This is a genomic window from Actinoplanes sp. NPDC026670 (assembly GCF_040638175.1).
Lineage (GTDB): Bacteria > Actinomycetota > Actinomycetes > Mycobacteriales > Micromonosporaceae > Actinoplanes.
The window spans coordinates 1-26,828 of record NZ_JBEZXU010000007.1 but is presented as its reverse complement, the minus strand read 5'-3'; the positions used below and the strand labels follow the sequence as shown (position 1 = coordinate 26,828).

General features: G+C 71.3%; 23 protein-coding genes. 5 read left to right on the top strand and 18 right to left on the bottom strand.

Annotated elements, in window-relative coordinates; all coding sequences use genetic code 11:
• Positions 1-59 precede the first annotated feature (59 nt).
• The 5 genes from AB0E94_RS09005 to ftsY all read right to left on the bottom strand — a co-directional run bounded on the left by AB0E94_RS09005 (position 60) and on the right by ftsY (position 6,335).
• Positions 60-2,330, bottom strand: a complete 2,271-nt coding sequence (locus AB0E94_RS09005; protein ID WP_360324197.1) for a [protein-PII] uridylyltransferase — start codon at positions 2,328-2,330, stop codon at positions 60-62.
• Positions 2,331-2,334: 4 nt separating this feature from the next.
• A complete protein-coding gene (locus AB0E94_RS09000; protein ID WP_170153773.1) occupies positions 2,335-2,673 on the bottom strand; it encodes a P-II family nitrogen regulator in 339 nt (112 codons plus the stop codon).
• A gap of 33 nt (positions 2,674-2,706) precedes the next feature.
• The gene (locus tag AB0E94_RS08995) at positions 2,707-4,092 is read right to left on the bottom strand and encodes an ammonium transporter (protein ID WP_360324195.1); all 1,386 of its coding nucleotides are present in this window, start codon (positions 4,090-4,092) and stop codon (positions 2,707-2,709) included.
• Between the two features lie 238 nt (positions 4,093-4,330).
• Positions 4,331-5,128, bottom strand: a complete 798-nt coding sequence (locus AB0E94_RS08990) for an aminoglycoside phosphotransferase family protein (protein ID WP_317790508.1) — start codon at positions 5,126-5,128, stop codon at positions 4,331-4,333.
• A gap of 37 nt (positions 5,129-5,165) precedes the next feature.
• On the bottom strand, positions 5,166-6,335 hold the full coding sequence (gene ftsY / locus AB0E94_RS08985; protein WP_360324193.1) for a signal recognition particle-docking protein FtsY: 1,170 nt from the start codon (positions 6,333-6,335) through the stop codon (positions 5,166-5,168).
• A 119-nt stretch (positions 6,336-6,454) separates the two neighbouring features.
• Here ftsY and AB0E94_RS08980 point away from each other — a divergent pair, with 119 nt between their 5' ends.
• Positions 6,455-8,134 carry an alkaline phosphatase D family protein gene (locus AB0E94_RS08980; RefSeq protein WP_360324191.1) on the top strand — a complete coding sequence of 560 codons (1,680 nt, stop codon included), beginning with the start codon at positions 6,455-6,457 and terminating at the stop codon, positions 8,132-8,134.
• A gap of 50 nt (positions 8,135-8,184) precedes the next feature.
• On the opposite strand, the gene AB0E94_RS08975 is transcribed toward AB0E94_RS08980, so the two are convergent.
• The 4 genes from AB0E94_RS08975 to AB0E94_RS08960 form a co-directional block, all read right to left on the bottom strand.
• Positions 8,185-8,841, bottom strand: a complete 657-nt coding sequence (locus AB0E94_RS08975; RefSeq protein ID WP_360324189.1) for a hypothetical protein — start codon at positions 8,839-8,841, stop codon at positions 8,185-8,187.
• A gap of 95 nt (positions 8,842-8,936) precedes the next feature.
• Positions 8,937-9,551 (bottom strand): HAD-IA family hydrolase, encoded by a 615-nt coding sequence (locus AB0E94_RS08970; protein ID WP_360324187.1) that lies wholly within the window; start codon positions 9,549-9,551, stop codon positions 8,937-8,939.
• Between the two features lie 8 nt (positions 9,552-9,559).
• Positions 9,560-13,141, bottom strand: a complete 3,582-nt coding sequence (smc, locus tag AB0E94_RS08965; protein ID WP_360324185.1) for a chromosome segregation protein SMC — start codon at positions 13,139-13,141, stop codon at positions 9,560-9,562.
• A gap of 201 nt (positions 13,142-13,342) precedes the next feature.
• Positions 13,343-13,537 carry a hypothetical protein gene (locus AB0E94_RS08960; RefSeq protein ID WP_043532705.1) on the bottom strand — a complete coding sequence of 65 codons (195 nt, stop codon included), beginning with the start codon at positions 13,535-13,537 and terminating at the stop codon, positions 13,343-13,345.
• Between the two features lie 737 nt (positions 13,538-14,274).
• Between AB0E94_RS08960 and AB0E94_RS08955 the strand changes: the two genes are divergently transcribed.
• From AB0E94_RS08955 to AB0E94_RS08945, 3 genes are read left to right on the top strand one after another with little or no spacing between them, the layout of a single operon-like run.
• On the top strand, positions 14,275-15,798 hold the full coding sequence (locus AB0E94_RS08955) for a DUF3492 domain-containing protein (RefSeq protein WP_360324183.1): 1,524 nt from the start codon (positions 14,275-14,277) through the stop codon (positions 15,796-15,798).
• The gene (locus AB0E94_RS08950; protein ID WP_360324181.1) at positions 15,795-18,500 is read left to right on the top strand and encodes a hypothetical protein; all 2,706 of its coding nucleotides are present in this window, start codon (positions 15,795-15,797) and stop codon (positions 18,498-18,500) included. Before AB0E94_RS08955 ends, AB0E94_RS08950 begins: the two co-directional genes overlap by 4 nt.
• The gene (locus tag AB0E94_RS08945; RefSeq protein ID WP_360324179.1) at positions 18,497-19,051 is read left to right on the top strand and encodes a spherulation-specific family 4 protein; all 555 of its coding nucleotides are present in this window, start codon (positions 18,497-18,499) and stop codon (positions 19,049-19,051) included. The genes AB0E94_RS08950 and AB0E94_RS08945 overlap by 4 nt, the downstream gene beginning before the upstream one ends.
• Before the next feature lie 232 nt (positions 19,052-19,283).
• Here AB0E94_RS08945 and mutM read toward each other — a convergent pair whose 3' ends face one another.
• The 9 genes from mutM to rsmD all read right to left on the bottom strand — a co-directional run bounded on the left by mutM (position 19,284) and on the right by rsmD (position 25,445).
• A complete protein-coding gene (gene mutM, locus AB0E94_RS08940; protein WP_360324177.1) occupies positions 19,284-20,132 on the bottom strand; it encodes a bifunctional DNA-formamidopyrimidine glycosylase/DNA-(apurinic or apyrimidinic site) lyase in 849 nt (282 codons plus the stop codon).
• An 11-nt stretch (positions 20,133-20,143) separates the two neighbouring features.
• On the bottom strand, positions 20,144-21,307 hold the full coding sequence (locus AB0E94_RS08935; protein WP_360324175.1) for a mannosyltransferase family protein: 1,164 nt from the start codon (positions 21,305-21,307) through the stop codon (positions 20,144-20,146).
• A complete protein-coding gene (rnc, locus tag AB0E94_RS08930; RefSeq protein WP_360324173.1) occupies positions 21,304-22,029 on the bottom strand; it encodes a ribonuclease III in 726 nt (241 codons plus the stop codon). Before rnc ends, AB0E94_RS08935 begins: the two co-directional genes overlap by 4 nt.
• Positions 22,026-22,988 carry a phosphate acyltransferase PlsX gene (locus AB0E94_RS08925; protein ID WP_360324550.1) on the bottom strand — a complete coding sequence of 321 codons (963 nt, stop codon included), beginning with the start codon at positions 22,986-22,988 and terminating at the stop codon, positions 22,026-22,028. Before AB0E94_RS08925 ends, rnc begins: the two co-directional genes overlap by 4 nt.
• Before the next feature lie 36 nt (positions 22,989-23,024).
• The gene (rpmF, locus tag AB0E94_RS08920) at positions 23,025-23,198 is read right to left on the bottom strand and encodes a 50S ribosomal protein L32 (protein WP_106316358.1); all 174 of its coding nucleotides are present in this window, start codon (positions 23,196-23,198) and stop codon (positions 23,025-23,027) included.
• A gap of 5 nt (positions 23,199-23,203) precedes the next feature.
• Positions 23,204-23,767, bottom strand: a complete 564-nt coding sequence (locus AB0E94_RS08915) for a DUF177 domain-containing protein (RefSeq protein WP_360324171.1) — start codon at positions 23,765-23,767, stop codon at positions 23,204-23,206.
• Between the two features lie 75 nt (positions 23,768-23,842).
• Positions 23,843-24,340, bottom strand: a complete 498-nt coding sequence (locus tag AB0E94_RS08910; RefSeq protein WP_093622215.1) for a hypothetical protein — start codon at positions 24,338-24,340, stop codon at positions 23,843-23,845.
• Positions 24,341-24,405: 65 nt separating this feature from the next.
• Positions 24,406-24,885: a pantetheine-phosphate adenylyltransferase gene (gene coaD / locus AB0E94_RS08905; RefSeq protein ID WP_317790494.1), complete on the bottom strand. Its 480-nt coding sequence runs from the start codon at positions 24,883-24,885 to the stop codon at positions 24,406-24,408.
• On the bottom strand, positions 24,882-25,445 hold the full coding sequence (gene rsmD, locus AB0E94_RS08900) for a 16S rRNA (guanine(966)-N(2))-methyltransferase RsmD (RefSeq protein ID WP_360324168.1): 564 nt from the start codon (positions 25,443-25,445) through the stop codon (positions 24,882-24,884). Before rsmD ends, coaD begins: the two co-directional genes overlap by 4 nt.
• 310 nt (positions 25,446-25,755) lie before the next feature.
• Between rsmD and AB0E94_RS08895 the strand changes: the two genes are divergently transcribed.
• Positions 25,756-26,721 carry an LPXTG cell wall anchor domain-containing protein gene (locus AB0E94_RS08895; RefSeq protein ID WP_360324166.1) on the top strand — a complete coding sequence of 322 codons (966 nt, stop codon included), beginning with the start codon at positions 25,756-25,758 and terminating at the stop codon, positions 26,719-26,721.
• Positions 26,722-26,828: the final 107 nt, after the last annotated feature.

Below are 26,828 nucleotides of genomic sequence, written 5' to 3'. Positions count from 1 at the left end.
TCCGTCCGTACCCGATTTGTGTCCTTTCGGATCAACGCGGGCGCGGCGGCGGAGTGACGCTAGACGGCGGCCAGGACGGCCGCCTCGACCTGCTTCCGCTCGTCGGCCGAAGCCCAGGCTCCGACCAGGTAGAACGCATCGACGACGTCGCTGCCGAGGGTGGAGATGCGGGCCGCGCGGATCTCCGCGCCGGCTTCGTCGAGGGCGTGTGTCACGCGGTAGAGCAGGCCCGGCGAGTCGGCGGCACGCAACTCCAGCACCACCGCGTCGGTGGCCACGTCACGCTGCCACACCACCCGCGGCGAGGCGGTCCCGCCGCGCGCGCTCATCGCGCGGGCGCGGACCCGCTGGGTCACCGAGACATCGCCGGCGCCGACTCTGCGCAGGTCGGCGGCGAGAGCGACGGGATCGTACGGCGACCCGTACCGCGGCGAGGTGGAGAACTCGACGATGGCCCGCCCGTCCACGGTGATCGTGTCGGCGGCGACCACGTCGAGCCGGTGCATGGCCAGGCACGCGGCCACCCCGGCGAGCAGCCCGCGCCGATCGGCGGCGGCCACCGCCACCCGGTCGCCGTCCAGGTGCACCACCGGCAGGGCGCCGTCGAGGAGCTCCGGGTCGGGTTCGGGCGGCTCGGGCAGGGCGCCGGTGTCGAGCGCGGTGTCCACCTTGTCGACCAGGTCGGCCATCAGCCGGCCCTTCCAGTCCGACCAGGCGGCCGGGCCGGTGGCCAGCGAGTCGGCGCGAGCCAGCGCGTGCAGCAGGTGCAGCGTATGGGTGTCGCCGACCTTCTCGGCCACGGTGGAGATCGTCTTCGGGTCGCTCAGGTCACGGCGGGTCGCCACGTCCGGCAGCAGCAGGTGCAGCAGGACCATCTTCTCGACGGTGGCGACGTCGGCCGGGCGCAGGCCGATCCGGGTGGCGATGTCGGCCGCGATCGGGGCGCCGACGATGCTGTGGTCGCCGGGCAGCCCCTTGCCGACGTCGTGCAGGAAGGCGCCGATCAGCAGCAGGTCGGGGCGGTCCACCTCGCGGGCGAAGGCGGTGGCCTCATAGGCGGCCTGCACCAGGTGCCGGTCGAGGGTGTACCGGTGGATCGGGTGGTGCTGCGGGAGGCTGCGCATCCGGGCCCACTCGGGCAGCCACGCGTCGATCAGGCCGTACCTGTCGCAGGTCTCCCAGGTGGGCAGCAGGCCGGGGCCGGAGCCGAGAAGCGAGACCAGCGCGGCCCGGGCAGCGGCCGGCCAGGGCGACGGCAGCGGCGGGCAGAAGGCGGCGAGCCATTCGCAGGTGGCGCGGGCGATCGGCAGCTGGGTGATGGCGGCCGCGGCCGCGACCCGCAGCGACAGGCTGGGGTCCGGGACCGGGCCGATCGCGGTGCGGGCCAGCACCAGCTCGCCGTCCTGTTCGACGACGTCGCGGGCGACCGGGCGGCGGCTCGACGGGGTGGACGGCCCGCCGCGACGGCGTCCGCCGCGCAGGCGGTCGATGGCCCGCCAGGCGTCGTCGACGGCATGGGCGACGGTACGGGCGTCGCCCGCCACCCGTCGCAGCAGATTGTCCGGGTCGTCGATGTCGAGCAGGTCGGCGACCGCCTTGCGCTCCTGGGCCACGAGCCGGTCGACGCGGCGGCCGACGGCGAGGTGCAGGGCGTCGCGGGTGTCGAGCAGGCGCAGCGTGGCGGCCCGGACGGCGGGGCGCATGGTGTCGGCGATCCCGGCGCGACCGATGCCGCGCAGCAGGGTCACGTCACGCAGCCCGCCGGAGGCCTCCTTGAGGTCGCCCTCAAGCAGGAAGGCCAGCTCACCGTGCTGGGTCCACCGACTGGTGGTGAGCTCGCGCAGCTGCGGCATCATCCGGACCGCGGTGCGCCGCCACTGGTCGGAGACGGCGGCGATCACCTCGGCGGAGAGGCCGGCGTCGCCGGCCAGATGCCTGGCGTCGAGCAGGCCGAGGGCCACTTTCACGTCGTCGTGGGCGACGGACAGAGCTTCCGGGAGGGTACGCACGGAGTGGTCCAGCCCGAGGCGGGCGTCCCAGATCGGGTACCAGAGCGAGGAGGCGATCCGGTCGATCCCGGCGGTGCCGTTGTGCACCAGCACCAGGTCGAGGTCGCTGTAGGGGGCGCAGTCGCGCCGGCCGAGCCCGCCGACCGCGATCAGGCTGACGCCCGGCAGGTGGGACGGGAAGAGCTGTTTGAGCCAAAGGTCGAGCGCCGCCGCCCGCTCGTCACGGGCGGCGGCGCCGATGTGGTCCTTCAGTTCGTCGAGTGAGCCGCCCGCTGCCGGACGTGCGGGCGGGGCCGGCGGCTCACTCAACGGGTTCGTCATCGGATCAGAGGGCGTCGAGGCCGCGCTCGCCGGTGCGGACCCGGACGACCTCGTCGATCGAGGTCACCCAGACCTTCCCATCGCCGATCTTGCCGGTCCGCGAGGCGGTGACGATGGCGTCGACGATCTTCTCGACGTCGATCTCGTCGGTCAGCACCTCGACCTTGATCTTCGGCAGGAACTCCACCGTGTACTCGGCGCCCCGGTACACCTCGGTGTGGCCCTTCTGCCGGCCGTAGCCCTGCACCTCGCTGACGGTGAGCCCGGCGACGCCCAGAGCGTGCAGAGCCTCCTTCACCGCGTCGAGCTGGTACGGCTTGATGACCGCGGTCACCAGCTTCATGCTCAGTCCTTCCATTGCAGCCATCGGGGGAATCTAGCTGGTGACCTTCTGGCTGACGGAAGCCTTGCCGTCAGCGTCCACGGTTTCCTTGGTGCCGATACCGGCCAGGGCGAACGCGCCGCCCCCGCCCGCCCCGGAGGCCGGGGTGAAGTCGTAGCCGGTCTCGCCGTGCGCCGAGATGTCGATGCCGCCGACCTCGGCCTCGTCGCTGACCCGGCCCAGCTTGATCGCCTTGAGGATGAAGGCCAGGATCGCCGCGACGATGAAGGAGTAGACCGTGACGAGGGCGCTCGCCTCGAACTGGCGGAGCAGCTGGGTGGCGCCGCCGCCGTAGAAGAGGCCGTTGCTGGCGTTGAGGATCTTCTCGTCGGTGATGCCGGCGTTGACCGAGTCGGTGGCGAAGAAGCCGATCGCCAGAGAGCCGATCCAGCCGCCGACGAAGTGGACGCCCACCACGTCGAGCGAGTCGTCGTAGCCCAGCTTGTACTTCAGGCCGACGGCCAGGGCGCAGAGCACACCGGCGACCAGGCCGATGATGACGGCCGGGACCGGCTCGACGAAACCACAGGCCGGGGTGATGGCGACCAGACCGGCGACCGCGCCGGAGGAGGCGCCGACCAGGGTCGGCTTGCGGTCCCGGATCCACTCGACGGCGACCCAGCCGACGAGCGCGGCGCCGGTGGCAACCTGGGTGTTGATGAAGGCGATGACGGTGGTGCCGTCGACGGTCAGCTCGGAGCCGGCGTTGAAGCCGAACCAGCCGAACCACAGCAGGCCGGCGCCGAGAGCGACGAACGGCACGTTGTGCGGCCGCATGTTGTCCTTCGGCCAGCCGATCCGCTTGCCGAGGACCAGGACCAGCGCGAGCGCCGCGGCGCCGGCGTTGATGTGGACCGCGGTACCACCGGCGAAGTCGAGCGCCCGGATCGTGGTGCCGATGAAGCCGCCACCCCAGACCATGTGCGCGACCGGGATGTAGACCAGGGTGAACCAGCCGACCGCGAAGAGGACCCAGCCGCCGAACTTCAGGCGGTCCGAGATCGCGCCGCTGATCAGCGCGACCGTGATGATCGCGAACATCATCTGGAAGACGAGGAAGGCGTACGTCGGGATGCCGGTGTTGGCCCCGAAGAACAGCCACTCCTCGGTGATCTTGGCAGCGTCGGCGCCGAGGTAGTCGAAGTTACCGATGATGTTCTGCAGGCCGGAGCTCTCGTTGACCCCGAAGGCGAGGCTGAAGCCGTAGAGGATCCACAGAACGCTGATGAGCCCCAGGCAGGAGAAACTCATCATCATCATGTTCAGAACGCCCTTGGACCGGTTGAGGCCACCGTAGAACAGCGCCAGACCCGGTGTCATGAGCAAAACGAGCGCAGACGACAGGAGCAACCAGGCGGTATTGCCGGTGTTGATCTCCACGCTGCCTCCTCTCGGAATGAAGGTGTCCTCTCACACCGGACCTGGGGCAACGCCGCCTGTCGGCCGGTTCGGCGCGAAGCTTTCCGGCCTGCTGTTTCGAGCACGGTCTTCGCGCGATTTCCGAGACGTCACGCGTTGTTTCCGACGTGTGAAGAAAACCTCACAGTCCGCAGGGATACTGGCCCTGAGCTGCCACGATATCGCCGTTTTCGCCCCGATCGCAGCGCTTTGAGCTAGGTCAGCGCAGCGCGTACTCGAGGGTGTGGCGCTCGTAGTCCAGCAGGCGCAGATCGCGCATCGGCCGGCGCAGATGGCCCTTGTGCACGATCCGGACGAACGCCGGATCGCCCGCCGCCGCCATCCGCCGGATGCCCTCGACATGGTCGACGATCCGCTTGCGGATGGTCCGCACCAGCCGGTGCCGGTCCCGCGGGATCAACCCGTACGCATCCGCGAACAGGCGCAGACGACGAGGCCGGTTCGGCCGCTTCCATCCGAGGGTGTAGGAATCCCGGTCACTGAACAACGGAACCCAGGTCCATGCCGCGTAGGCCACGTCGTAAAGCCGTGAGCCGGGTGACGCCAGATCGAAATCGATCAGCGCCAGGGTGCCGTCCGGCCGCCAGACCACGTTGTGCGGGGCGGCGTCGTGATGACAGATCACCTCGGTGTCCGGCGGGGGCGGGCCGAACGAACGCCAGACCGCGCCCGGCGGCGGGACGAAACCATACTGCGCGTCGTGGAACATCCGCAGCATCGTCCCGACGGTGACCAGGGCCTCCTCGGTCACCCAGTGCGGGGCCAGCGGATACTCGCCGCACTCCCCGTCCAGATAGGAGAGGACCTCACGGCCCTTCTCGTCCATCCCGAGGGCGTGTGGCGAGCCGGTGAACCCGACCCGCTCCAGGTGCAGCAGGAGAGCGTGCACGGCGGGCGTCCACGGCCCCGCGTTGCGCCGGACCGTGTCGCCGATCCGGGAGACCGTAGAGACGTTGCCACCGTGCAGCGGTATCTCGCGCAGCGGCTCCTGCGTCACTCAGGGCCTCCCGGGTATGTACGGCACACCCGCGAGCCTACGCGTCCCCGTCGACAAGAGCCTCGACGAAGGCCTTCGGCTCGAACGGGGCCAGGTCGTCCGGGCCCTCGCCGAGGCCGACCAGCTTGACCGGGATCCCGAGTTTGCGCTGCACCGCGATGACGATGCCGCCCTTGGCCGTGCCGTCCAGCTTGGTCAGCACCACTCCCGTGACGTCCACCACCTCGGTGAACACCCGGGCCTGCTCCAGACCGTTCTGCCCGGTCGTCGCGTCGAGCACGAGCAGGGTCTCGTCGACCGGGCCGTGTTTCTCCACCACCCGCTTGACCTTGCCCAGCTCGTCCATCAGGCCGACCTTGTTCTGCAGGCGGCCGGCGGTGTCGATCAGCACGGTGTCCACGGACGTGTCGATACCCCGTTTCACCGCGTCGAACGCCACGCTGGCCGGGTCTCCCCCTTCCGGGCCACGGACCGTCTCGGCGCCGACCCGCTCACCCCAGGTCTGGATCTGGTCGGCCGCGGCGGCCCGGAACGTGTCGGCTGCCCCGAAGAGCACGCTGCCGCCGTCACCGATCAGCACCCGGCCGATCTTGCCGCAGGTGGTGGTCTTGCCGGCGCCGTTGACGCCGACGACCAGGACCACGGCCGGCCGGCCGTCGTGCGGCGCGGTCCGCAGGCTCCGGTCCAGGCCCGGCTCCAGAGCCGCCACCAGCTCCTCGACGAGCTGCTCGCGGACCTCGGCCACGGTCCGGGTGCCGAGGACCCGGACCCGCTCACGCAGCCGCTCGACGATCACCTGGGTCGCCTCGATGCCGACGTCGGCGGAGATCAGGCTCTCCTCGATCTCCTCCCAGTCCTCCTCCTCGAGGTGGTCCCGGGAGAGAACGCTGAGCAGGCCCCGGCCGAGCACGCTCTGCGACCGGGCCAGCCGGGCCCGCAGCCGGACCAGACGGCCGGCGGACGGCTCCGGCTTCTCGATGACCGGTTTCTCTTCGACAACCGGCGGCGCCTCGACAACCGGCTCCTCCACCGCGACCGGCGGCGAAGGCTGCTCGATGAGCGGCGGAATCTCCTCCTCGGCCGGCGGCACCGTGGGCACGGTGGGCGGCGGCGGGAGATCGCGGCGCCGCATCCTCGGCACCACCAGCCCGACCGCTCCCACGATCAGGACGACGAGCAGGATCACTGCGGCGACCACGTATTCCATGCCCGAATCCTGACAGATGAGCCGTCCGGCCGTGGCGGAGGCCGGACGGCTGGCGATTCCGGGCCGGATTGACGGAGGATGGGACGCCCCTTGAACCCCCCGTGGAGGGATCCCATCCGGTGACCGCTCAACTTCTCGTCGGACCGGTGCTGCGCCGAGTCGACGGCGACCGCGCGACCCTGTGGCTGGAGACGAGTTCGCCGGCGCAGGCGCGGGTCGAGGTGGACGGCGCGGGCGCCGGGTCTGCCAAGACCTTCTCGGCGTACGGCCACCACTACGCGATGATCACGGTCGACGGCCTGGCCCCCGATTCGGCGAACCCGTACCGGCTGTTCCTGGACGACCGGCAGGTCTGGCCGGAGGCCGGCTCGGAGTATCCGCCGCCGGTGATCCGCACCCGGTCCGCCGACGACGCCGCCCAGCCGGTCAGCCTGATCTTCGGCTCCTGCCGGAAGGGCACCCCGCAGGTGAGCGGGCGCTGGCTGCCGCCGGACGCGCTGGACGCGTTCTCCAGGCGGCTGATGACCGATCCGGAGACCCGCCCCGACCTGCTGGTGCTGCTCGGCGACCAGGTGTATGCCGACGAGACCTCCCCCAAGGTGCGCCGTTTCCTGCGCAGCCGCCGGAGCAACGGTCACGACGGCCCGGCCGACCAGGTGGTGGCCTTCGAGGAGTACACGAAGCTGTACCTGGAGTCGTGGCGTGACCCGGAGGTGCGGTGGCTCTTCTCCACCGTGCCGAGTGTGATGATCTTCGACGATCACGAGCTGATCGACGACTGGAACACGTCCGCCTCCTGGCGTTCCGACATGGCCGCCCAGTCGTGGTGGCGGGAGCGGATCTCCGGCGGCCTCGCCTCCTACTGGATCTATCAGCACCTGGGCAACCTGAGCCCGGACGAGCTGGCCGCCGACCCGCTGTTCCGGAAGGTGACCGAGGCCGAGGACGCCACCGATCTGCTGCGCGAGTTCGGGCTGCGGGTGGACGAGCCGTCGTCCGCGGAGAACACCGATGTGCCGTACCAGTGGAGTTTCGCCCTGGACATCGGCCGGACCCGGCTGGTCGTGCTGGACAACCGCTGCAACCGGGTGCTGACGCCGGGCGCCCGGGCGATGCTGCCGGCCGCCGAGTGGAACTGGTTCGTCAACCGGGCCCACGGCGACTACGACCATCTGGTGGTCGGCTCGTCGCTGCCGTGGCTGATGCCGCCCGCCATCCACTATCTGGAGGCGTGGAACGAGCGGATCTCCGAGTCGCACCGGCCCCGGTCGGCGGCGTTCGGCGAGAAGGTGCGGCGGACCTTCGATCTGGAGCACTGGGCCGCGTTCGGCAAGTCGTTCGCGGCTCTGGGCGAGTTGTTCCGGCGGCTCGGCGAGGGCGGGCCGGAGGCTCCCGGACATCGGGTGGGCGCCGGTGGGGCGTACCGTGCGCCGGCCTCGATCAGCGTGCTCTCCGGTGACGTTCATCACTCGTATGTGGCGCGGGCCGACTTCGGTCATGCCATGGCGACCCCGGTCTACCAGTTGACCTGCTCGCCGATCCACAACGAGGTGCCGCTGCCGCTGCGGCCGCTGATGCGGGTGGCGTGGTGGCCGGGGGTGGTCCAGTCGGTGCGCGCGCTCGCGCTGACCATGTCGGTGCGCAAGCCGTCGCTGCGGTGGAAGAAGCTGGCCGGGCCGTACTTCGGCAACGCGGTCGGCACGCTGCGGCTGGACGGCGCGGTCGCCAGCGCCCGGATCGAGGGCACCACCAAGGACGGCAACCTGCACGATGTCGTCGCGGTCGACTACCACCCCTGAAACGGGAACCGGCCCCGGCGCGATCGCCGGGGCCGGTGACACCTGCTACTTCAGTCGCCGAGGTGCGGCAGAGTGGACTTGCCCTTGTCCTGCACGGTGAAGGCGCTCATCGCGTCACCCTCGCCGCTCTCCTGGACGACCACCTTGCCATTCGACGTGCCGGTCAGCGCGTAGAGACCGTTGACCTCGATGTAGAGGCCCTTGCCCCCGGCTGCCTTCGGGAACGTGAAGATCTGGTCCTTCTTACCGGCGTCGCAAGCGGCGATCTTCAACTGGAGCGGCGTGGTCTCGCCGGCCTTGTGCACCTGAAGGCACCACGGCTCGCCACCTTCGATCATCCGGGCGGTCTGCATCAGATATTTCGTCGAGCCCGGTGCGAGCGGTGTGGTCACGAACAGGGAGCGGTCTCCAGGGTCACCGGTGACAGCGGCGACGCCGTCGGCGCCCACAGTCACCGTCAGGCCGGCACCGTTGACGAAGGCGAACTCCCGCTCGCCCTTGATGGTCGCGCTCGCCATGCCGGTCGTCTTGGTCGTCGTGGGCGTGGCCGACGCCGCCGGAGCCGAGGCCGAAGCGGCGGTGCTGGCGGCGGTGGTGGTCGGCGCTGCGGCGGGTGTGTCCGTCTTCTGTGTGGATGCGCACGCCGTCAGGCCCGCGACGAGCGCGCATCCGCCGGCGAACACGGCGATCCTGGTCACAGCAGACATATCAATCCCCTTCAGACAAAGCGTGCCTCACTGGCACGACCCATATCCTCAGGGGAGGACCACACCCGGTCAGCTCACGGACACGGCACGTGGCATCAAACCGGTAGATCGAGAACCTTGCGCAGATATGGTACGTGTTCCGGCCCCGCCCACCGGTATCCGGAGAGCCCCGCCGACCGCGCGCCACGGACCACCCGATCGTCGTCGTCGACGAAGAGCACGTGCTTGGGCAGCACCCCGAGCAGCTCACAGGCCTGCTGGAAATACTCCGGGGCCGGCTTGTGCACCTTCAGCTCCCACGAGCTGAGCACCAGGTCGACCTCGCCGGTGAGCCCGAGCGCGTCCAGGTCGGGGCGCAGCCGGTCGGTGGCGTTGGTGGCGATCGCGACCTTGCGCCCGCCGGCCCGCACCTCACGGACGAAGGCGAGCACCTCGGGGTCGACCTCGCCGCGGTAGGACTGCCACTCGGCGACCGCGGCGGCGGCCCGCTCCGGCTCCAGCGGCAGCCGGTCGGCGACCAGCTTCATCCACTCGGCGTCGGTGATCTCGCCGGCCATCGCGGGCCGGTAGATGTCCCACGACATCGCCGTCTCCAGCAGCGAGGCGGGCTTGAGGCCGTACCCGATCTCGACGGCGATCATCGGAGCCGGGTCCCAGCGGCGCAGCACGCCGTCCAGGTCGATCATCAGGGCCTGGGCGCGGTCGCGCATATACGTCTCTACTCCTCCGGGTCGCGCGCGAGGCGCTGGCTGATCACCTGGGTGACGCCGGCACGCATCGTGACGCCGTACAGGGCGTCCGCGACCTCCATCGTCCGTTTCTGGTGCGTGATGATGAGCAGCTGGCTCTTCTCCCGCAGTTGCTGGAAGAGGGTAATCAACCGGCCCAGGTTGACGTCGTCGAGGGCCGCCTCCACCTCGTCCATGATGTAGAAGGGCGAGGGCCGGGCCCGGAAGATGGCGCAGAGCATGGCCACCGCGGTGAGCGAGCGTTCCCCACCGGACAGCAGCGACAGCCGCTTGATCTTCTTGCCCGGCGGGCGGGCCTCCACCTCGACGCCGGTGGTGAGCATGTCCTCCGGGTCGGTGAGGATCAGCCGGCCCTCACCACCGGGGAAGAGCACCTGGAAGACCTGCTGGAACTCACGCGCGGTGTCCTCGAACGCCGACGTGAAGACCTCCAGGATCCGGTCGTCGACGTCCTTGACCACGGTGAGCAGGTCCCGGCGGGTGGCCTTCAGATCTTCCAGCTGGTCGGAGAGGAACTTGTAGCGCTCCTCCAGCGCGGCGAACTCCTCCAGCGCGAGCGGGTTGACCTTGCCGAGCAGGGTCAGGTCACGCTCCGCCTTGTTGGCCCGCTTCTCCTGGGTGGGCCGGTGGAACGGGGCCGGCTGCGGCTCGGGCTTGCCGTCCTTCTCGGCCTGGGCCACCTCGGCCTGGGTCGGCGGCACCGGCTGATCCGGGCCGTACTCGCTGATCAGCGTCTCGACGTCGAGCGAGAAGTCCTCGGCGGCCTTCGCCTCCAGCTGCTCGATGCGCATCCGCTGCTCGGCACGGGCCATCTCGTCGCGGTGCACCTCGCTGGTGAGCCGCTCCAGCTCGGCCACCAGGCGCTTGGCGTGTGCCCGTACCTCCTGGAGCTCGGCCTCCCGGCTGGTCCGCTCGCTGGCGATCCGGTCGCGGCGGTCGGCCGCGGCGGCCAGCGAGACGGCGACATGTTCCAGGGCGGCGGCCGCGCCGTGCGCGACCGCGCGGGCGATCTCGGCGCCGCGGGCACGTGCCGCGCGCCTAGCGGCGGCCCGTTCCCGGGCCTGCCGCTCCTGGTTGGCCTGGCGCATCAGCGAATCGGCGCGGCCGGCGATGGAGGAGACACGTTCCTCAGCGGTACGGACCGCGAGTCGCACCTCCATCTCGTTCTGCCGGGACTGGGGCACCAGCGCGGCCAGCCGGTCACGTTCCTCGGTGGACGGCTCCTCGTCGAGCGGGGTGTCCTCGGCCAGCCGCAGCCGTTCCTCCAGCTCGGCGACGCGCATCAGATCGGCCTCGCGGGCGGCCTCGGCCTTCTGCCGGGAGGCGCCGAGCCGCTCGCTCTCCGCCTTGGCGGACCGGGCGGCAGCGCCGAGCTCGGCCAGCCGGCGGGCGGCCGCGTTGCGTTCGCCCTCGGCGGCCCGCTTGGCCTGCGCGGCCACCGCGACCGCCTGCTTGAGTTCGGCGACCTCGGCCCGTGCCTCGCCGAGTTGCTCCTTGACCTCGGCGATGGTCTCCTCGGCGACGGCCCGTTTCGCCTTCGCCTCGTCGACCGCGGCCTGGACCTCGATGTAACTGGTGGCCTTGGCCGAGCCGCCGGCCGCCAGGTAGGCGCCGAGCAGGTCGCCGTCCGGCGTCACCGCGCGCAACTCGCTGTTCGCCGCGACCAGGGCGGCCGCCGCAGCCAGGTCGGGGACGAGCACCACATCGCGCAGCGCCCGGTTGACCGCGGGCCGGATCTGCTCCGGGCAGTCGACCACCTCGGGCGCCCAGACCGCGCCCTCCGGCAGGCTCGGGCGCAGGTTCGCGAGCGAACCCTGCATGCCGGGCCCGGCGGATCCGGCGACCATCAGGTCGGCGCGGCCGGCGTCGGCGATCTTGAGGGTACGCATCGCCTCGATCGCCTCGTCCACGCCGGACAGGGCGACCGCGTCGGCCAGACCGCCCAGGGCCGCGGCGAGCGCCACCTCGTGTCCGGGGCGCACACTCAGCATCGACGCGAGGCTGCCCAGCAGACCGGGCACCTGACCGGCCCGGGCCAGCAGCGCCCCGGCGCCGTCCTTGCGCTTGAGGCCCATGGCCAGCGCTTCCTCGCGGGCCTTCCAGCTCGCCGCGTCCTTCTCGGCGGCCCGCTCGGTGTCGCTCAGCTCACGGACCACCGCGGCGGCCCGGTCGTGGGCGGCCACCGCCTCGTCGTGGCGCGCGTCGAGGTCGGCGTTGTCCCGGTCGGCCTCGGTCGACTCGGCCGACACCAGGTCGACCTCGCCCTGCGCGGCCTCGGCCCGCATCAGCGCGTCCTCGTGGGCGATCGCCAGGCGCTCGATCTCCTCGGCGGCGCTGGTGGTCCGGGCGCGGGCCGCGTTCACGTTGCCGGTGAGCTTGGCCAGGCCCTCGCGGCGGTCGGCGATCGCCTTGGCGGCGGCCCGCAGCTCGCCCTCGGCCGCGGCCAGCTGGCGTTCCTGGTCCTGCCGGTGCTCGACCGCCTCGGCCAGGCGCATCTGGTCCTCGGTGAGGGCCTCGCGCAGCTCCTCCTCCTGCTCGCGGACCCGCTCGGCCTCGGCCTCCAGCATCTCCGGGTCGCGGCCGGGACGCTCGTCGTCGGGCGTGGCGGCCAGGTGCCGCAGCCGCTCGGTGGCCAGCTGCTCGGTCGACCGGAACCGCTCCTGCAGGGTGGACAGCTTGTACCAGGAGTCCTGCGCGGCCTGGAGCAGCGGCGCGTCCTCGGCGTGCGCGAACTCCAGGTCGGCCAGCATCCGCTGGACCTCGCGGTTCTCCTCCTCGACCTGGCCGCGGCGCTCGCGCATCGCCGACTCGTCGGCGATCTCCCGGTCCAGGGTGGTGCGCAGCGTGTGCAGGTCGTCGGCGAGCAGCCGGAGCCGGGAGTCACGCAGGTCGGACTGGATGCCGGCGGCCCGGCGGGCCACCTCGGCCTGCCGGCCGAGCGGCTTCAGCTGCCGCCGCAGCTCGGTGGTCAGGTCGCCGAGCCGATTGAGGTTGACCCCCATGGCGTCCAGCTTGCGGATCGCCTTTTCCTTGCGTTTGCGATGTTTGAGTACGCCCGCCGCCTCCTCGATGAACGAGCGGCGGTCCTCGGGTTTCGCGTGCAGCATGGCGTCGAGCCGGCCCTGGCCGACGATGATGTGCATCTCCCGGCCGATGCCGGAGTCGCTCAGCAGCTCCTGGATGTCGAGCAGACGGCACGAGTTGCCGTTGATCTCGTACTCGCTGGCCCCGTCCCGGAACATCCGGCGGGTGATCGACACCTCGGTGTAGTCGATCGGCAGAGCGCCGTCGTTGTTGTCGATCGTGAGGGTCACCTCGGCCCGGCCCAGTGGGGCCCGGCCGGCCGTACCGGCGAAGATGACGTCCTCCATCTTTCCGCCGCGCAGCGCCTTGGCGCCCTGCTCGCCGAGAACCCAGGCGATGGCGTCGACGACGTTGGACTTGCCGGAGCCGTTCGGCCCCACCACGCAGGTGATGCCGGGCTCCAGCCGCAACGTGGTGGCGGAGGCAAAGGATTTGAAACCCTTGACCGTCAGGCTCTTGAGGTGCACGGATCTCCGAAGTGTCGTCTGCTGTTCGTCTGCTGGGTGGCAGGCTACCCGCCGATCGCCGCTGACACAGGAATCACGTGGTGAGAAAAAGCTGCGCGCCGCCACGGGAGTGGAGGCGCGCGTTTTCTGTGGTGCGTCTGGTGTGCGAGGGGATTTCGATGCCGGATGGCTACCCCGCAGTACCGCCCGGCATCAGGGGGCTCAGGTCAGAGCGGGCTCGGTCAGCCGCGCGAACTCGTCTGCCTCCGCGGCCGCCGCCGCGAGACGGTCGTTCTCCGCCTGAAGACGGGTGACCTCGAACTCCAGGGACTGGACCCGGGAGCGCAGTCGGGTGACCTCGTCGAGGAGGCGCCGGTCGGGCGCCGCACCTACGTGGCCAAAGAGGGCCTTCGCCATCGTGACTCCTTGTGACGCGCTGCGTCGATTTTGGGTGGTGCGCTGTCTTTTATCGCTGCCGGAAATGCCGGCCAGCGTGGCGCCTTTCTCACGCACCCGAGCGGTTCAGTGCGCAGTGAACCTCATGCGAACCGACACACCACATGCTCACGGGCACGCGTGAGCGCAGAATCCCGCCAGTGAAACTGCGGGGCTCTTTATGGTGCAAGAACTCAGACCACGGCAAAACCGAGGCATGAGTGGGCGCGACTGGCGACAACTCCATAGTCCGCCGATACCCACCCTCCGTCAAGCCGGGGCAGTGCCGGTTACGCGCGCAACTCAAGTGAATCACGCCACCAAGGCACCTCGCGGCGACGATATGGGTATCCCACCAGGTCTTATACATCTTTCGCGGGCATGTCGATCTCGTCAAGACCGGTCCGTTTTCGCAAGATCCGACGCACTCGGGCACGGTCGTCCCGTTCCGTCCCATCGGCTGCCCCGAGGGGCCACACGGAGGGTTCTGGAGGCACGACCCCGGGTCACCGGGGAGCCGTCCGGCGGCGGCAGCACAGGAGATCGACGGATCTGCGGAGCACGAGCGGCGCCGGTCACCGGCAAACCGGGCCGCACGTCGTGGCCTTTCGGGCAAAAACGGGCAAAGGCGGCTGACAAATAGGGCTAAATGGGACGTAATTCTGTCGCCTAGCCGACATGCTCCGGCAACTTCACCGGGTTGTGTCGTTGCCTCCAGCGTGAATCCGACCCCGTCGCGCGAGCGCATCTGCTTGCTCACCGGCGGCGGGTACCCGTACCGGCGGGACGCCCTCGGCGGATGGTGCCGGACCCTCGTCGAGGGACTGCGCCGGTTCCGCTTCGAGTTGCTGACCGTCACGGACCGTGAACTGCCGTCCGCACCCGCGTACCCGCTCCCGTTCAATGTCGGCTCCGCGCACGCCGTCGCGCTGGGCCGGGGCCAGGGCCGTGCCGAACGACGGCGCGGCCCGGCGCCCGACGGCGCCGCCGAAGCCGCCGCTCTGCTCTGCCGTGGCCTGCTCGGCGACGAGACACCCGTCACCGCGCTGTTCGCCGACGGGCTCCGCCGCGTCAGCGGACTCTGCCCGCCCGGCGCCGACACCGACCCGCTGGCCGCGCTCCCGCTGACCGACGCGCTCCAGGAGGCGTGGCGGCAACGGCAGGCCCACGCCGCCGACGGCACCCCACTGCCGCGGCTCAGCGTGCGCGACGCCCGGGCCGCGGCCACCCTGCTCCGGCACGCCATGCGGGCGATCACCGTGCCGGTGCCCGAGGTCGAGCTGGTGCACTGCGTCGGCGGCACCACCCCGCTGCTGGCCGCGCTCGCCGCACACTGGCGCACCGGGACGCCGTTGCTGCTCACCGAGGCGCGGGCCGCCGTACCCAGGCAGCGGCCCGCCGAGGAACGGCTCTCGCCGAGCGTCCGCGCCGTGCTGCGCCGGTTCCGGACCGCCGTCGCCCGCACCGGCTACACCGAGGCCGAACTGATCGCGCCGCTCAGCACCTACCATCACGGGTGGGCCCTCGGGCACGGCGCCGAACCCACCCGGCTCGTCCAGGTGCCGGCCGGTGTCGACCCCCGCGAGTACCCGGGCGTCGCCGAACTGTCCGAGACCCCCGCCGTGGTCTGGGCCGGCAGCGGTGGACCGGACAGCGGCCTCGCCCTCGTGCTGGAAGCCTTCACCGAGGTCGCGGCGGCCGTTCCCGGGGTGGTGCTGCACCTCGTCGGGGTCACCGCCGCCCACGAGGAACACTGCGCCGAACAGATCGAACGGACCGGGCTCGGCCGGACGGTACGACTGCACCCGCTGCCCGCCGACCCCCGCGACAGGTACACCGTCGGACAGGTCGTCGCCCATGTGCCGGGGCCCGCCGATCCGCCGTACCGGCTGGTCGAAGCCATGATGTCCGGCCGGGCCGTGGTCGGCGTCGACATCGGGCCGGCCGGCGAGACGCTCGGTGACACCGGGATCCTCGTCCCCGCCGGTGACCCGTCCGAACTCGCCATCGCCATCGTCGGCCTGCTCCGCGCCCCCGGGCGGCGGCGGGCCCTCGGCGACGCGGCCCGCCAGCGCGCCCTCAGCCACTTCACCGTCGACCGGGTCGTCCGGGTGTACGGCGCGCTCTACACCGACCTGGCCGCGCCACCCCCGGCGACGGCCTTCGAACTGGCGCTCACCGTTCCCGCGCCCCGGAACACCACGCCGGCGACCGTGCGCTGGCTCACTCGGGAGACCTCATGACGATCACGCCGCGTGGCACGGGCGGGACCGCCACCACACGCACCGCCCGCAACCGCAACCGCAGGCGGCAGCAGAACGCCGCCGGCGAACCCCGGCACGCCGCACCCGGCCAGCCCGAACTCGCCCCGCCCCGGCGGCGGGGCGGCCGGCACGCCGCCGAGGATCCACTGCTGCCGGACGCCGCCGACGCACCAGACCCCGCCGCTGCGGCGGACTTCGACAGCGCCACTGACGTCGCCGATTCGGCGGACGTCTCCAGTGCGGTGGATCTCTCCGGTTCTGCGGACTTCTCCGATTCGGCGGGGTTCTCCGATTCGGCGGGGTTCTCCGGTCGGGCGGGCCTCTCCCGGGTGTCGGAGGCCTCTGGTGCGGCGATCGACGATGTCGAGTTCCCAGCGCCGGCCTGGGACCCGTGGGCGACCAGCACAAGACTTGCTCTGCCTTCGGCCCACGACGACGCATCGGGTGACGACACCGAATCCCCCGGCTGGGACCCGTGGGCGACCAGCACAAGACTTGCTCTGCCGCCGGCCCATGACGACGCATCGGGTGACGATGTCGAATCCCCCGGCTGGGACCCGTGGGCAACCACGATCCGGCAGACCCTGCCGGCGGCCGGCGGCGACGAACCGTTCGACGAATCGGGCGGCAAAGCCGAATCCCCGGCCTGGAACCCGTGGGCGACCAGCACACGACCAGCCCGGCCGGCATCGGACCGCGGCGACGGCCCGCTCGACGTGCCGGATGCGGCGGGCCATCGGGGCTTCTGGGCCGCGCCCGAGGATCGGGAGCCGGGAGCCGAGTGGGACGCCGATACCGACAAACCACCCGCGATGAGCTGGGTCGGTGATTCCGGAACAGCCACCGCGTCGATGGCCGGACGGTCCGGAACCAGGAACGCGGCGGCAGGTGGCTGGGCCGGCCCGGACGACGCCGGGGGCGGCTGGGCCGGAGGTGCCGGGGCGGATCGCCACGGCTGGGCGGACGCCACCGGGAGCTGGGTCCGGACCGACGGAGTCGTCCGTGAGGACACTGATGGCAGGGCTGCGTCGGCCGGGTGGGCCGATGAGCCCACCGGTTGGAGCGACGCCGGCCGAGCCCATCCGAGCAGCTGGACCGACCACACCGGCATGACCGCCCTGCCCACCGCCTCCCGCGCCGGGACCGGGACCGACCGGCGGACCGGCGGGGATGGCGGGCACGACTTCGCCGACACCGGGATCTGGCCGCGCACGGTGACCGACTGGACCGATGCGTCCGGCGGCTGGGGAGACTCCGGCGGCTGGGGAGAGCGGGCCGATGCAGACGTCGAACGGCTCTGGCTCGAACTCGGCGCAGCCGACGACCCCGATGCGCCGCCGGAGGACGGGGATGCCTCGCCCGCCGATGGGGAGAGGCGTGGGCCGTACCGCACCGGCCGGCGGCATATCGGCCGCTGGTCGCACGCGCGGCGGACTCGGAGCGCCTATCTGAGCGCCGCACTCGTCCGCTGCGGCGTCTACCTCGGCGCGCTGAGCGTCGCGGTCGCCGCCGCCGAACCGCTCGGGCGGGTCGCGTGGCCGGTACCGGCCGTGATGGTGCTGCTCGGGTGGACCGCCGCACAGGCCCTGACCAGCATGGGAGTGACAGTCGCCAGGCGTGGCGGGCCGAGTGCCGCGGCGCGGACCGTCGGGGCCGGGTTCGCGGCGGTCATCGGGGTCTGGTGCGCGCTCGTCTGGGTCGCGCCGGACGCCCTCCTCGGCCCGGACCGGCTGCTCGCCGCCACCGCCGGCATCGGCGGACTGGTCACCCTCGCAACAGTCACCGCCGCCCTCGTCACCAGAGCGGAGAGCGCGGTCGCCGGATGGTACGTGCCCTGCTGGCTGCTCGCCGCCGCCGCGATGGCCGACGCCGCCGGAGTTCCCGAAGCCGGCCTCGTCCCGGTCCAGACGCTGCTGCCGGCGGCGATGGTGGCGGTCGCGATCCGCGCGTTCCAGCCCGCGCTGCTCCCGGCGTCGGCGGACCGTGCCGCCCGCCGCACCGCCAGCCGGGGCTCGCGCCTCACCGCCTCCACGGCCGGCGGATCGCGGATCGCCGGTTGTGCCGGGCGCGGGTCACGGCTCACCGCGGCGGATCGACGGCGGGCCGTCGCCTACCTGATCATCGGGGCTGCTCAGGCGTTCTCGGTGATCCTGCTGTGGCGCGGTGGCCCGGCCGTCATGCCGCTGCCGGCCGCGTTGCCGCTGCTCGTCGCGGTACCGCTGCTCGAAGGGCTGATCGGCTGGCACACCGACCGGATCGACGCCGGCCTGGACGCGGCCGTCACGCCCGCGGAATACGACAGGCACGTACGCAACGTCACCATCATCACGCTGGCCGGGCTGCTACCGCCGCTCGCCGCCGGTTGTGGGCTGCTGGTCGCCGCGTACCGGCTGCCGTACGGCTTCTCGGTCGTGCCCGGCGCCCGTGACGCGGTTCTGGCGCTCGCCGCCGCCACCCTGCTCGGCGGGGTGTTCGCGGTCACCTTCCTGCTGGCCGCCCGCACCAGGCACGGGATCGCCGCGGCTCTCGCCGTCATCCCGCCGCTGGCCGCGGCGGTGCTCGCCCTGTTCGCCTCGCCGTCCGGGCTCCTGCCCGCGGCTGTCGCGGTCCTCGCCGCCACCCATCTGGCCGGACTGCTCATCGTCGCCCTGACCGCCGCCGACCTACGGAGGACGCCGTGAAAACCCTGTTCCCACCGTACGCCCATCCGTCGCCCGAGCTGGAACTGGACGCCGACACCTGGATCGTCCGCGAACATCCCGGCGACCGCCGCACCCTGCACCAGTCGCTCGGGCGGATCGACCTCGACTGGGGCAGCCGTTCCCTGGCCGACGTCCTGGCCGACGTCGACGCCTGGCGCGCCGACGGGGTGGAGGGGCTGTTCCTCGACCGGGCGCCGGCCGGCTCCGGAGGGGTGGGCCCGGTCGCGCTGACCGTGCGCCTGGCCGCCCGGCGCGGTCTGCATCGGGTGGTGCTCAACCCGGGGGTGCCGACCCATCCGCTCTACCGGGATCTGGGTGTACGGATCTGCACCTTCGAGGGACCGTGGTCGGCGTATCAGAGCTGGGACGGCGACGGGGTGCGACCCGGGGACGGCCACATCGTGTACGGGGTCCCCGCCCCGCTTCTCACCGCCGCCCGCCGTCTGATGGGCCGCCGCGGAGCCGGTTTCGGCCTGGCCACCGACGCCGCCCCGCAGGTGACCGCGGCCCCCGCCGGCACCCCCGGCTGACCCCCGCCGGCTCTCACCGCGGTCAAGAAGCGTGCAAGACAGCGGTGGGAGCCGGCCACGAAAACCGGCTGGTCCACACCGCTGTCTTGGACGGGCTGAGACAACGGTGGAAGCCGGCCGGGACCACCGCATACGCCCGGCGGTCGCGCTGTCGGCCGGGACCACCGCCTGCGTCGCGTGGTAGGTGTGGCAGGGGTGGGTTGCGGCCGGGGGCGGCCGACGGCGTACCGAATCAGGGTTTGCGGGGTTTGGGTTGGCAGCGAGGACAGCTGAAGCTGGACCGGTTCATGAACTGCTCGCGCCGGATGATCGCACCGCAACGGTGGCAGGGCTCGTTCTCGCGGCCGTAGGCGTTGAGGGACCTGTCGAAGTAGCCGCTCTCGCCGTTGACGTTGACATACAGCTCGTCGAAGCTGGTGCCGCCGGCGACGATGGCCTCGCCGAGGACGTCGCGGACGTGACCGAGCAGCCGGGCCACGGCCGGGCGGGTGAGCTGGTCGGTGGGCCGCGTGCCGTGCAGCTTGGCCCGCCAGAGGGCCTCGTCGGCGTAGATGTTGCCGACCCCGGAGATCAGGGTCTGGTCGAGCAGGGCCCGTTTGACCTCGGTGTGCCGGCCGCGCATCCGGGCGTTGAACGCCGCGTCGTCGAAGAGCGGGTCCATCGGGTCGCGGGCGATGTGCGAGATCTCGTCGGGGAGTTCGGCGCCGCCCTCGGAGACCGACAGGCCGCCGAACGTGCGCTGGTCGACGAACCGCAACTGCGGGCCGCCGTCGGTGAAGGTGAACCGGATCCGCAGGTGTTTCTCGTCCTCGGCCTCGGTCGGCTGCATCAGCAGCTGGCCGGACATGCCGAGGTGGCCGATGATGGCGTCGCCGGAGTCCAGCGGCAGCCACAGGTATTTGCCGCGGCGGGAGACGTCCAGCACGGTACGCCCGGCGAGCACCGCCGCGAAGTGGGCGTCACCGGGCACGTGCCGCCGGATCGCGCGTGGGTGCAGCACCTCGGCGGTGGCGATGGTGCGGCCGGTCACCCACTTCGCCAGGCCCATGCGGACGGTCTCGACCTCGGGAAGCTCGGGCACTTCAACGTCCTTTACAAGGTGTACGGCCAGACGGTTACCAGGTAGGCGCCGTACCAGAGACCGAACAGCGCCCAGGCGGTGATCGACAGGACCGCGACCCGGGGGCGGGCGCGGGCGGCCGCCACTACGGCGGGCAGCAGCGTCAACAGTACGGGCAGCAGCAGCCGCGGTTTGGAGTGGTAGAACCCGGCCTGCCCGTAGACGAGGATCATCGCGACCACGCCGTAGACGGCCAGCGGCAGCCACGGTTTCTGGGCCAGCGCCACCCCGGCCGCGGCGAGCGCCGCCAGCAGGATCAGCGCGACGCTCATCGGGATCCAGCCGTCACCGGTCCGCAGGGTGGTCCAGAGGAACTGGGCGGTGCTGGAACCGTAGTCGAACGAGGTGCCCCAGCCGGCTGTCTGGATCTTGAACCAGGCGGTGAGGTCACCGACCCGGTAGGCGACCCAGCCGAGGTAGGCCGGCACCCCGGCGAGAGCGACCGCGGCCGCCGTGAGCGGCTTCCACTTCGGCTGGTCGTCGTTCTTCAGGGCGAGCAGCGCGGCCACCGCGAGAGCGAGCGCGGCGGCGGCGCCGGTCGGCCGGCTCAGCGCGGTGAGCAGGCCGAGCAGCCCGGCCGCCCACCAGATCCGCCGGTGCGCGGCGACGAACATGCCGGCGACCAGGGCGATGTAGAGACTTTCCGAGTACGCCATGGACAGCACCACGGACGCCGGGGCCGAGCAGCAGATGGCGACCAGGGCCCAGCCGGCCCGTTTGCCGTAGAGCGACGAGCCGAGCAGGTGCAGGGCGATCGCGGCGCAGACCGAGGCGAGCCAGGCCACGGTGAGGGCGGCCGCGCTCGGGTCGATGCCGATGGCGGCGCCGGCCCGGATCAGCATCGGGTAGACCGGGAAGAACGCGAGCTCGTTGCCTTCGAGCTGGCCGGTCGCGCTGTAGGTGTAGCCCTCCGGGTAGCCGTCCATGGCGACCCGCAGGAACCATCCGGCGTCCCAGATCAGCAGCCGTTCCCAGAGCGAGCGGGGCTCGGCGACGCCGCCGTTCAGCCACCAGATCATGATCAGCTGGCCGATCCGGGTCAGGGCCAGGATGCCGACCGCGGCGCCGATGCCGCGCAGCTCGCCGGCCCGCTCCCAGAGATCCTCCTTCGTGGGCTGCTCCACGACGGTGGTCACGAGTCGGTCTTCTCGGACTGCTCCGTCAACGTCCGCCACGCTGCCGCGGCGGCCCGCTGCTCGGCCTGCTTCTTGCTGCGGCCCTCGGAGCCGCCGTAGCGCTCACCGGCCACCACCACCCAGGCGGTGAACGTCTTCGCGTGGTCCGGGCCGGAGTCCTCGATCTCGTAGTCCGGCACACCCAGGCCGAGCGCCGCGGTCAGCTCCTGGAGGCTGGTCTTCCAGTCCAGCGCGGCCCCCCGGCCGGCCGACTCGGCCATCAGCGGGTCGAACAGCCGGTGGATCACCTCGCCGGCGATCTCCAGCCCGTGCTCCAGGTAGATCGCGCCGAGCAGGGCCTCCAGCGTGTCGGCCAGGATGCTGGCCTTGTCCCGCCCGCCGGTGGTCTCCTCGCCCTTGCCGAGCAGCAGGTGCGGGCCGAGACCCTCCGGGCCCAGGCCGCGCGCCACGTCGGCCAGCGCGTGCATGTTGACCACGCTGGCCCGCAGCTTGGCGAGCTGGCCCTCGGGCAGGTCCGGGTGGTTGTGGAACAGCGCGGACGTGATCACCACGCCGAGCACCGAGTCGCCGAGGAACTCCAGGCGCTCGTTGGTCGGCAGGCCACCGTTCTCGTACGCGTACGAGCGGTGGGTCAGCGCGCGTTCCAGCAGCTCCGGCTTGAACGGGACACCGAACGCCTCCTCCAGCGGTTCAGTGGAGGGGCGACGACGCTTGTCAATCATGCGATACCTCGCTGAGCGCTAAGAAGATCGGCGATCGCCGCGACCGAGTTGCGGCGGTGCAGGTCGGCCGCGAGCGCGATGCCCGCGGCGAGATCCGGGCCGGTGGCCGCGCCATGGCAGACGACGACCGTGCCGGAGACCCCGAGCAGCAGCGCCGCCCGGGCCGGTGGATCGGTGTTCCGGGAGGGCGGGCCGGATAGCGCGTACGCCGTTTCCAGCCCTTTGAGCAGTACGTTTCCCGTGAAACCGTCGGTCACCACGACATCGGCGGCACGGCCCAGCACGATGTCACCGCCCTCGACCAGACCGGCGTACCGGGCGCCGCCCGGCAACGGCAGGTCGACCAGCTGGGCGGGCAGGGCACGGCGCAGGCGGTCACCCTTGCCGGGCTCGGTGCCGATGGTCAGCAGCCCGACGCGGGGCGTCGGCATTCTCAGGACGACCGAGGCGTACGCGGCGCCGAGGCGGGCGTGCCACGCGAGGGTCTCCTCGTCGGGGTCGACCGAGGAACCGACGTCGAGCAGGACGAGACGGCCGGCCGCGGTCGGCAGCACGGCGGTCAGGGCGGGTCGGCGGACGCCGGGCCAGCGGCCCAGCTCGCGGGCGGCGGAGAGAACCGTGGCCCGGGTGTCGCCGGCCGAGACGAGGGCGTCGGCGCGGCCCTCGGCGACTGTGTGAATCGCGGCACTCACGGCATCGGCCGGGGCGGCGACTGTGGTGATCCGGCGGCGGTCGCCCGGTTTCAGGGCGGCCAGAACCGCGTCGGCGGCATCGGCCGGGCCGACGAGCGTCAGCTGAAGGGCCGGGTCTGCCTTGCAAGCACGCAGAGCGCCGTCAACCACGACGGCGGGAGCCTGGTCCCCGCCGAGGAGGTCGACGGCGATCCGCGCGGTGCCCGGCTCCCCGACAGTGCGCTGTCCAGGAGCCGTGGCACCGGTGGCTCGCCACCGCTCGGGCACGACCCGCCCGATGATCGGGCGCGTCACGCGGCGTCGTCAGACCTCGAGGACCTGGCGGCCGTTGTAGGTGCCGCAGACCGGGCAGGCGGCGTGCGGCAGCTTCGGCGACTTGCACTGGGAGCAGGCCGCGGTAACCACCGCGGTCGCCTTCCAGTTCGCCCGGCGCGAGCGGGTGTTGCTGCGCGACATCTTGCGCTTGGGGACGGCCACGGTTCCTACTCCTTGTTGTTTGACAGGTTGCGCAAAGCGGCCCAGCGGGCGTCGACCTGCTCGTGGCTGTGGTCAGCCGGCAGATCGTCGAAGTGCACCCCGCAGTCGGGGCACAACCCTGGGCAGTCCGGGCGGCAGAGCGGATTGGTCGGCAGCATCAGGACGATCGCGTCCCGAATCGCCGGCTCCAGGTCCAGCAGGTCGCCCTGCATCCGGCCGACCTCGTCCTCGTCGGTGGTCTCCTCGGTGGTGCTGTCCGCGTAGGCGAACAACTCCGCGACCGAGACCTCGAACGACTTGTCGATCTCGTTGAGGCAACGCCCGCACTCGCCGGTGAGCGAGCCGGTGGCGGTGCCGCTGACATAGACCCCCTCGGAGACCGACGTCATGCTCATGTCGAGCGTGAGGTCGGAGCCCTCAGGGACCGAGATCAGCTCCAGGCCGAGGTCTGCCGGGGCCGGCACCACCCGATTCAGGGCACGCGTCGCACCAGGCTGCCGCGGCAGTTTCGTCGTGTCGACGACCAGCGGTTGCCTGGGGTCCAGGTGGCTCTGTGGTGACTTGGGCATCGTGATTCCTCAGCCATGGTAGGCCGACCGAAAACATTACCTGAGCTTGTAGGACGTCGTCGAATCGACCCCGGGTCAGAACGGGAGCGGCCGCTCGGCATCCTCACCCTGGAAGGTGCCGATCTCGCGCAGCGCATGCATCTTGTCACGCCCACGCTCGATGGATGCCAGCGCCCGGGTCAGGAACTGCTCGAAGTTGGCCAGCGCGGTGTCGACGTAGTCGTCGACCTCCTCACGCAGCCGCTGCGCCTCGGTCCGTGCCTCGGCGATGATCCGGGCGCCCTCGTGCTCGGCCGAGACCGTGATCTCGTTCACCGAGACCAGGCGGGCGTGCTCGCTCTCGCCCTCGCTGACGATCCGGTCGGCCTCACGCCGGCCGGCGTCGACGATCCGGTCCCGCTCGTCCAGGACGGCAGCCGCCTTGCGCAGCTCCGAGGGCAACTCGGCGCGCAGCTCCTCGAGCCGCTCGATCATCTCGCCGCGGTCGAACATGAAGTTCGTCCGGGACATCGGCACGGAGCGCGCGTCCTGGACCAGCTCGATGAGCTCGTCGATGCGGTCGAGCGGATCCACCGGTGCCTCACTCCTGTCGTCGAACCGCCACCCAGCGTGGTGCGATCACGTTACTGCCCCGGCGGCTAATTCTGCTTCAACCGGCCCACCAGGCGAGCCAGCACATTGTCCGGCAGGTACGACGAGGCGTCGCCACCCCACTTGACCACGTCCTTGACCAGGCTGGAGGACAGGAACGAGTAGAGCGGGTTGGTCGGCATGAACAATGTCTCCACACCGGAGAGCCCGATGTTCATCTGCGCCATCTGCAACTCGTAGTCGAAGTCGCTGACCGCCCGCAGGCCCTTGACCACGACCGCGGCGCCCTGCGCCCGGCAGAAGTCGACCAGCAGGCCGTGGAAGGACGCGACCCGCACGTTGCCGTACTCGGCCGTCGCCTCGCGGAGCATCTCCAGCCGCTCCTCGATGGTGAACAGCCCGGTCTTCGACTGGTTGATGAGGACACCGATGATGACCTCGTCGAACAGCCGGCTGGCCCGTCCGATGATGTCGAGGTGCCCGTTGGTGACCGGGTCGAAGGAGCCTGGACACACCGCTCGTCTCATGATCGGCGACCGTACCAAAGCGTGGTCTCGCCATAACGCCGGGTACGGTCGCCGACGAGACCGTCCACCCAGCTCAGCGGCTCGCCACGGGTGGATCGCTCGAAAATCACCACGGCGTCCGGCGCCAGCCAGCCGTTGGCCACGAGCTCCTGCTGCAACGTGGTGATCTCGTCGTCACCCAGCGCGTACGGCGGGTCGGCGAACACCACGTCGTACGGCCCGCCGGACGGCGGGTCACCCAGCGCCTGAAGCACCTTGCCGGTGACCAGTTTGGCCGCCGGGCCGACGCGGAGAGCGACGATGTTGTCACGGATCGCCCGCGCCGCCTTGCTGTCCGACTCGATCAGGAGCGCGTGCGCAGCGCCCCGGGAGAGCGCCTCGAGTCCTATCGCGCCGGACCCGGCGTACAGGTCAGCGAACCGCGTGTCCGACAAATCGGTCATGGTGTCCAGCGTGCTGAAAAAGGCCTCCCGGACACGGTCCGATGTGGGCCTGGTGTGCGCGCCCGGCGGCGCCGACAGCCGCCGGCCGCCGTGTGCGCCCGCGATAATCCTTGTCATCACAGGGGACGCTACTTCACCAGCCCCGAAGGGCCATGATGGCGTGAACTTTTCCCTCCCAGCGGGCACTGCGGGCGACGGTACGGTTCCGTTCGGTACAACGAAGATCTCGAATCTGCAACAACAGCATTAGCGGACGCTGAGACGTTTCTTTGATCTCGGGAAATGACTATCGTCGGGCGACGTTGCGGTGGCGTTCTATCGTCCCCGCCGATGACGCGGGGAGGCGTCGTCGCAGATTCGCTCAATCCACCAGCGACTGCTGTTGTCTCCTCGCGCGCTCCTCACTACCCCCTACACAGGAGATGGCGTGAACGTGTCCAAGTCCCCGCTCCGCCGGGTGTCCGCCCTCGCCGCCGGGTCCCTCATCGGTCTCGCCGGCGTCGCGGTGTTCGCAACCCCGGCGTTCGCCCACCACAGCAACATCTCGGGCGTCGCCAACTGTGTGGACGGCAACTGGGTCGTCGACTGGACGGTCAACGCCATCGGCGGCGACTACCCCGGCCAGATGGCCACCTTCACGACGGTCGACATCGCCCCGGCCGGCACCACGCTGAGCAACCCGAGCCTGGCCATCGGCGGCGAGCCGATCCCGGCCGGTGTGCCGATCACCGCCAAGCAGATCGTCCCCGGCGACGCCAAGGGCGCCTCGGTGAGCCTGGTTGCCAAGTGGACCAACCCGGACTACTTCGACGGCCGCGTGACCACGGGCAACGTCGACTTCGAGGGCGAGTGCAAGCCGGGCACGCCGACCGACGAGCCGAGCACCCCCACGGACGAGCCCAGCACCCCGACCGACGAGCCCAGCACCCCGACGGACGAGCCGAGCACCCCGTCGGAGGAGCCCAGCAAGCCGCCGACGCTGGAAGACGTCCCGGCCGAGCCGACCTACGAGGTCACCTGCGACACGATGGAGATCGGCGCGGACAACCGCGAGAACGCCACCCCGATCACCATCGAGTACGAGACCAGCAAGGGCGAGAAGCGCACGCTGGTCGTCAAGCCGGGTGAGTCGAAGGCCGAGAAGTTCAGCGCCACCGAGGGCTTCTCCGTCAAGGTGACCTACACCGTCGAGTACAAGGGCACGACCTTCACCAGCACCCTCGAGATCCCGTTCGAGGCGCCGGCCGAGGGCTGCGACGACGGTGAGGGTGGCGGCCTGCCCGTCACCGGTGCCGCCGCTGGTGGCGTCGCCGCCGGTGCCGCCGGCCTGCTGGCCATCGGTGGCGCGCTGTTCTTCGTCGCTCGCCGCCGCAAGGTGAAGTTCACCGCCTGATCAAGGCTCAGCACCACATAACAACAGCAACAACCGGGGGGGGGGGGGGGCGGTGTTTGGGGGGCCCCCCCCCCGGAACCCCCCCCATGGTAGGGGGAGATTAAAGT

Bases quoted from the DNA above. Each gene is read 5' to 3' on its own strand.
- rsmD (WP_360324168.1), bottom strand. From the start codon at position 25,445: ATGACAAGGATTATCGCGGGCGCACACGGCGGCCGGCGGCTGTCGGCG.
- AB0E94_RS09000 (WP_170153773.1), bottom strand. From the start codon at position 2,673: ATGAAGCTGGTGACCGCGGTCATCAAGCCGTACCAGCTCGACGCGGTG.
- AB0E94_RS09005 (WP_360324197.1), bottom strand. From the start codon at position 2,330: ATGACGAACCCGTTGAGTGAGCCGCCGGCCCCGCCCGCACGTCCGGCA.
- coaD (WP_317790494.1), bottom strand. From the start codon at position 24,885: ATGAGACGAGCGGTGTGTCCAGGCTCCTTCGACCCGGTCACCAACGGG.
- ftsY (WP_360324193.1), bottom strand. From the start codon at position 6,335: ATGGAATACGTGGTCGCCGCAGTGATCCTGCTCGTCGTCCTGATCGTG.
- AB0E94_RS08950 (WP_360324181.1), top strand. From the start codon at position 15,795: ATGACGATCACGCCGCGTGGCACGGGCGGGACCGCCACCACACGCACC.
- AB0E94_RS08975 (WP_360324189.1), bottom strand. From the start codon at position 8,841: ATGTCTGCTGTGACCAGGATCGCCGTGTTCGCCGGCGGATGCGCGCTC.
- rnc (WP_360324173.1), bottom strand. From the start codon at position 22,029: ATGATTGACAAGCGTCGTCGCCCCTCCACTGAACCGCTGGAGGAGGCG.
- AB0E94_RS08970 (WP_360324187.1), bottom strand. From the start codon at position 9,551: ATGCGCGACCGCGCCCAGGCCCTGATGATCGACCTGGACGGCGTGCTG.
- AB0E94_RS08915 (WP_360324171.1), bottom strand. From the start codon at position 23,767: ATGCCCAAGTCACCACAGAGCCACCTGGACCCCAGGCAACCGCTGGTC.
- AB0E94_RS08960 (WP_043532705.1), bottom strand. From the start codon at position 13,537: ATGGCGAAGGCCCTCTTTGGCCACGTAGGTGCGGCGCCCGACCGGCGC.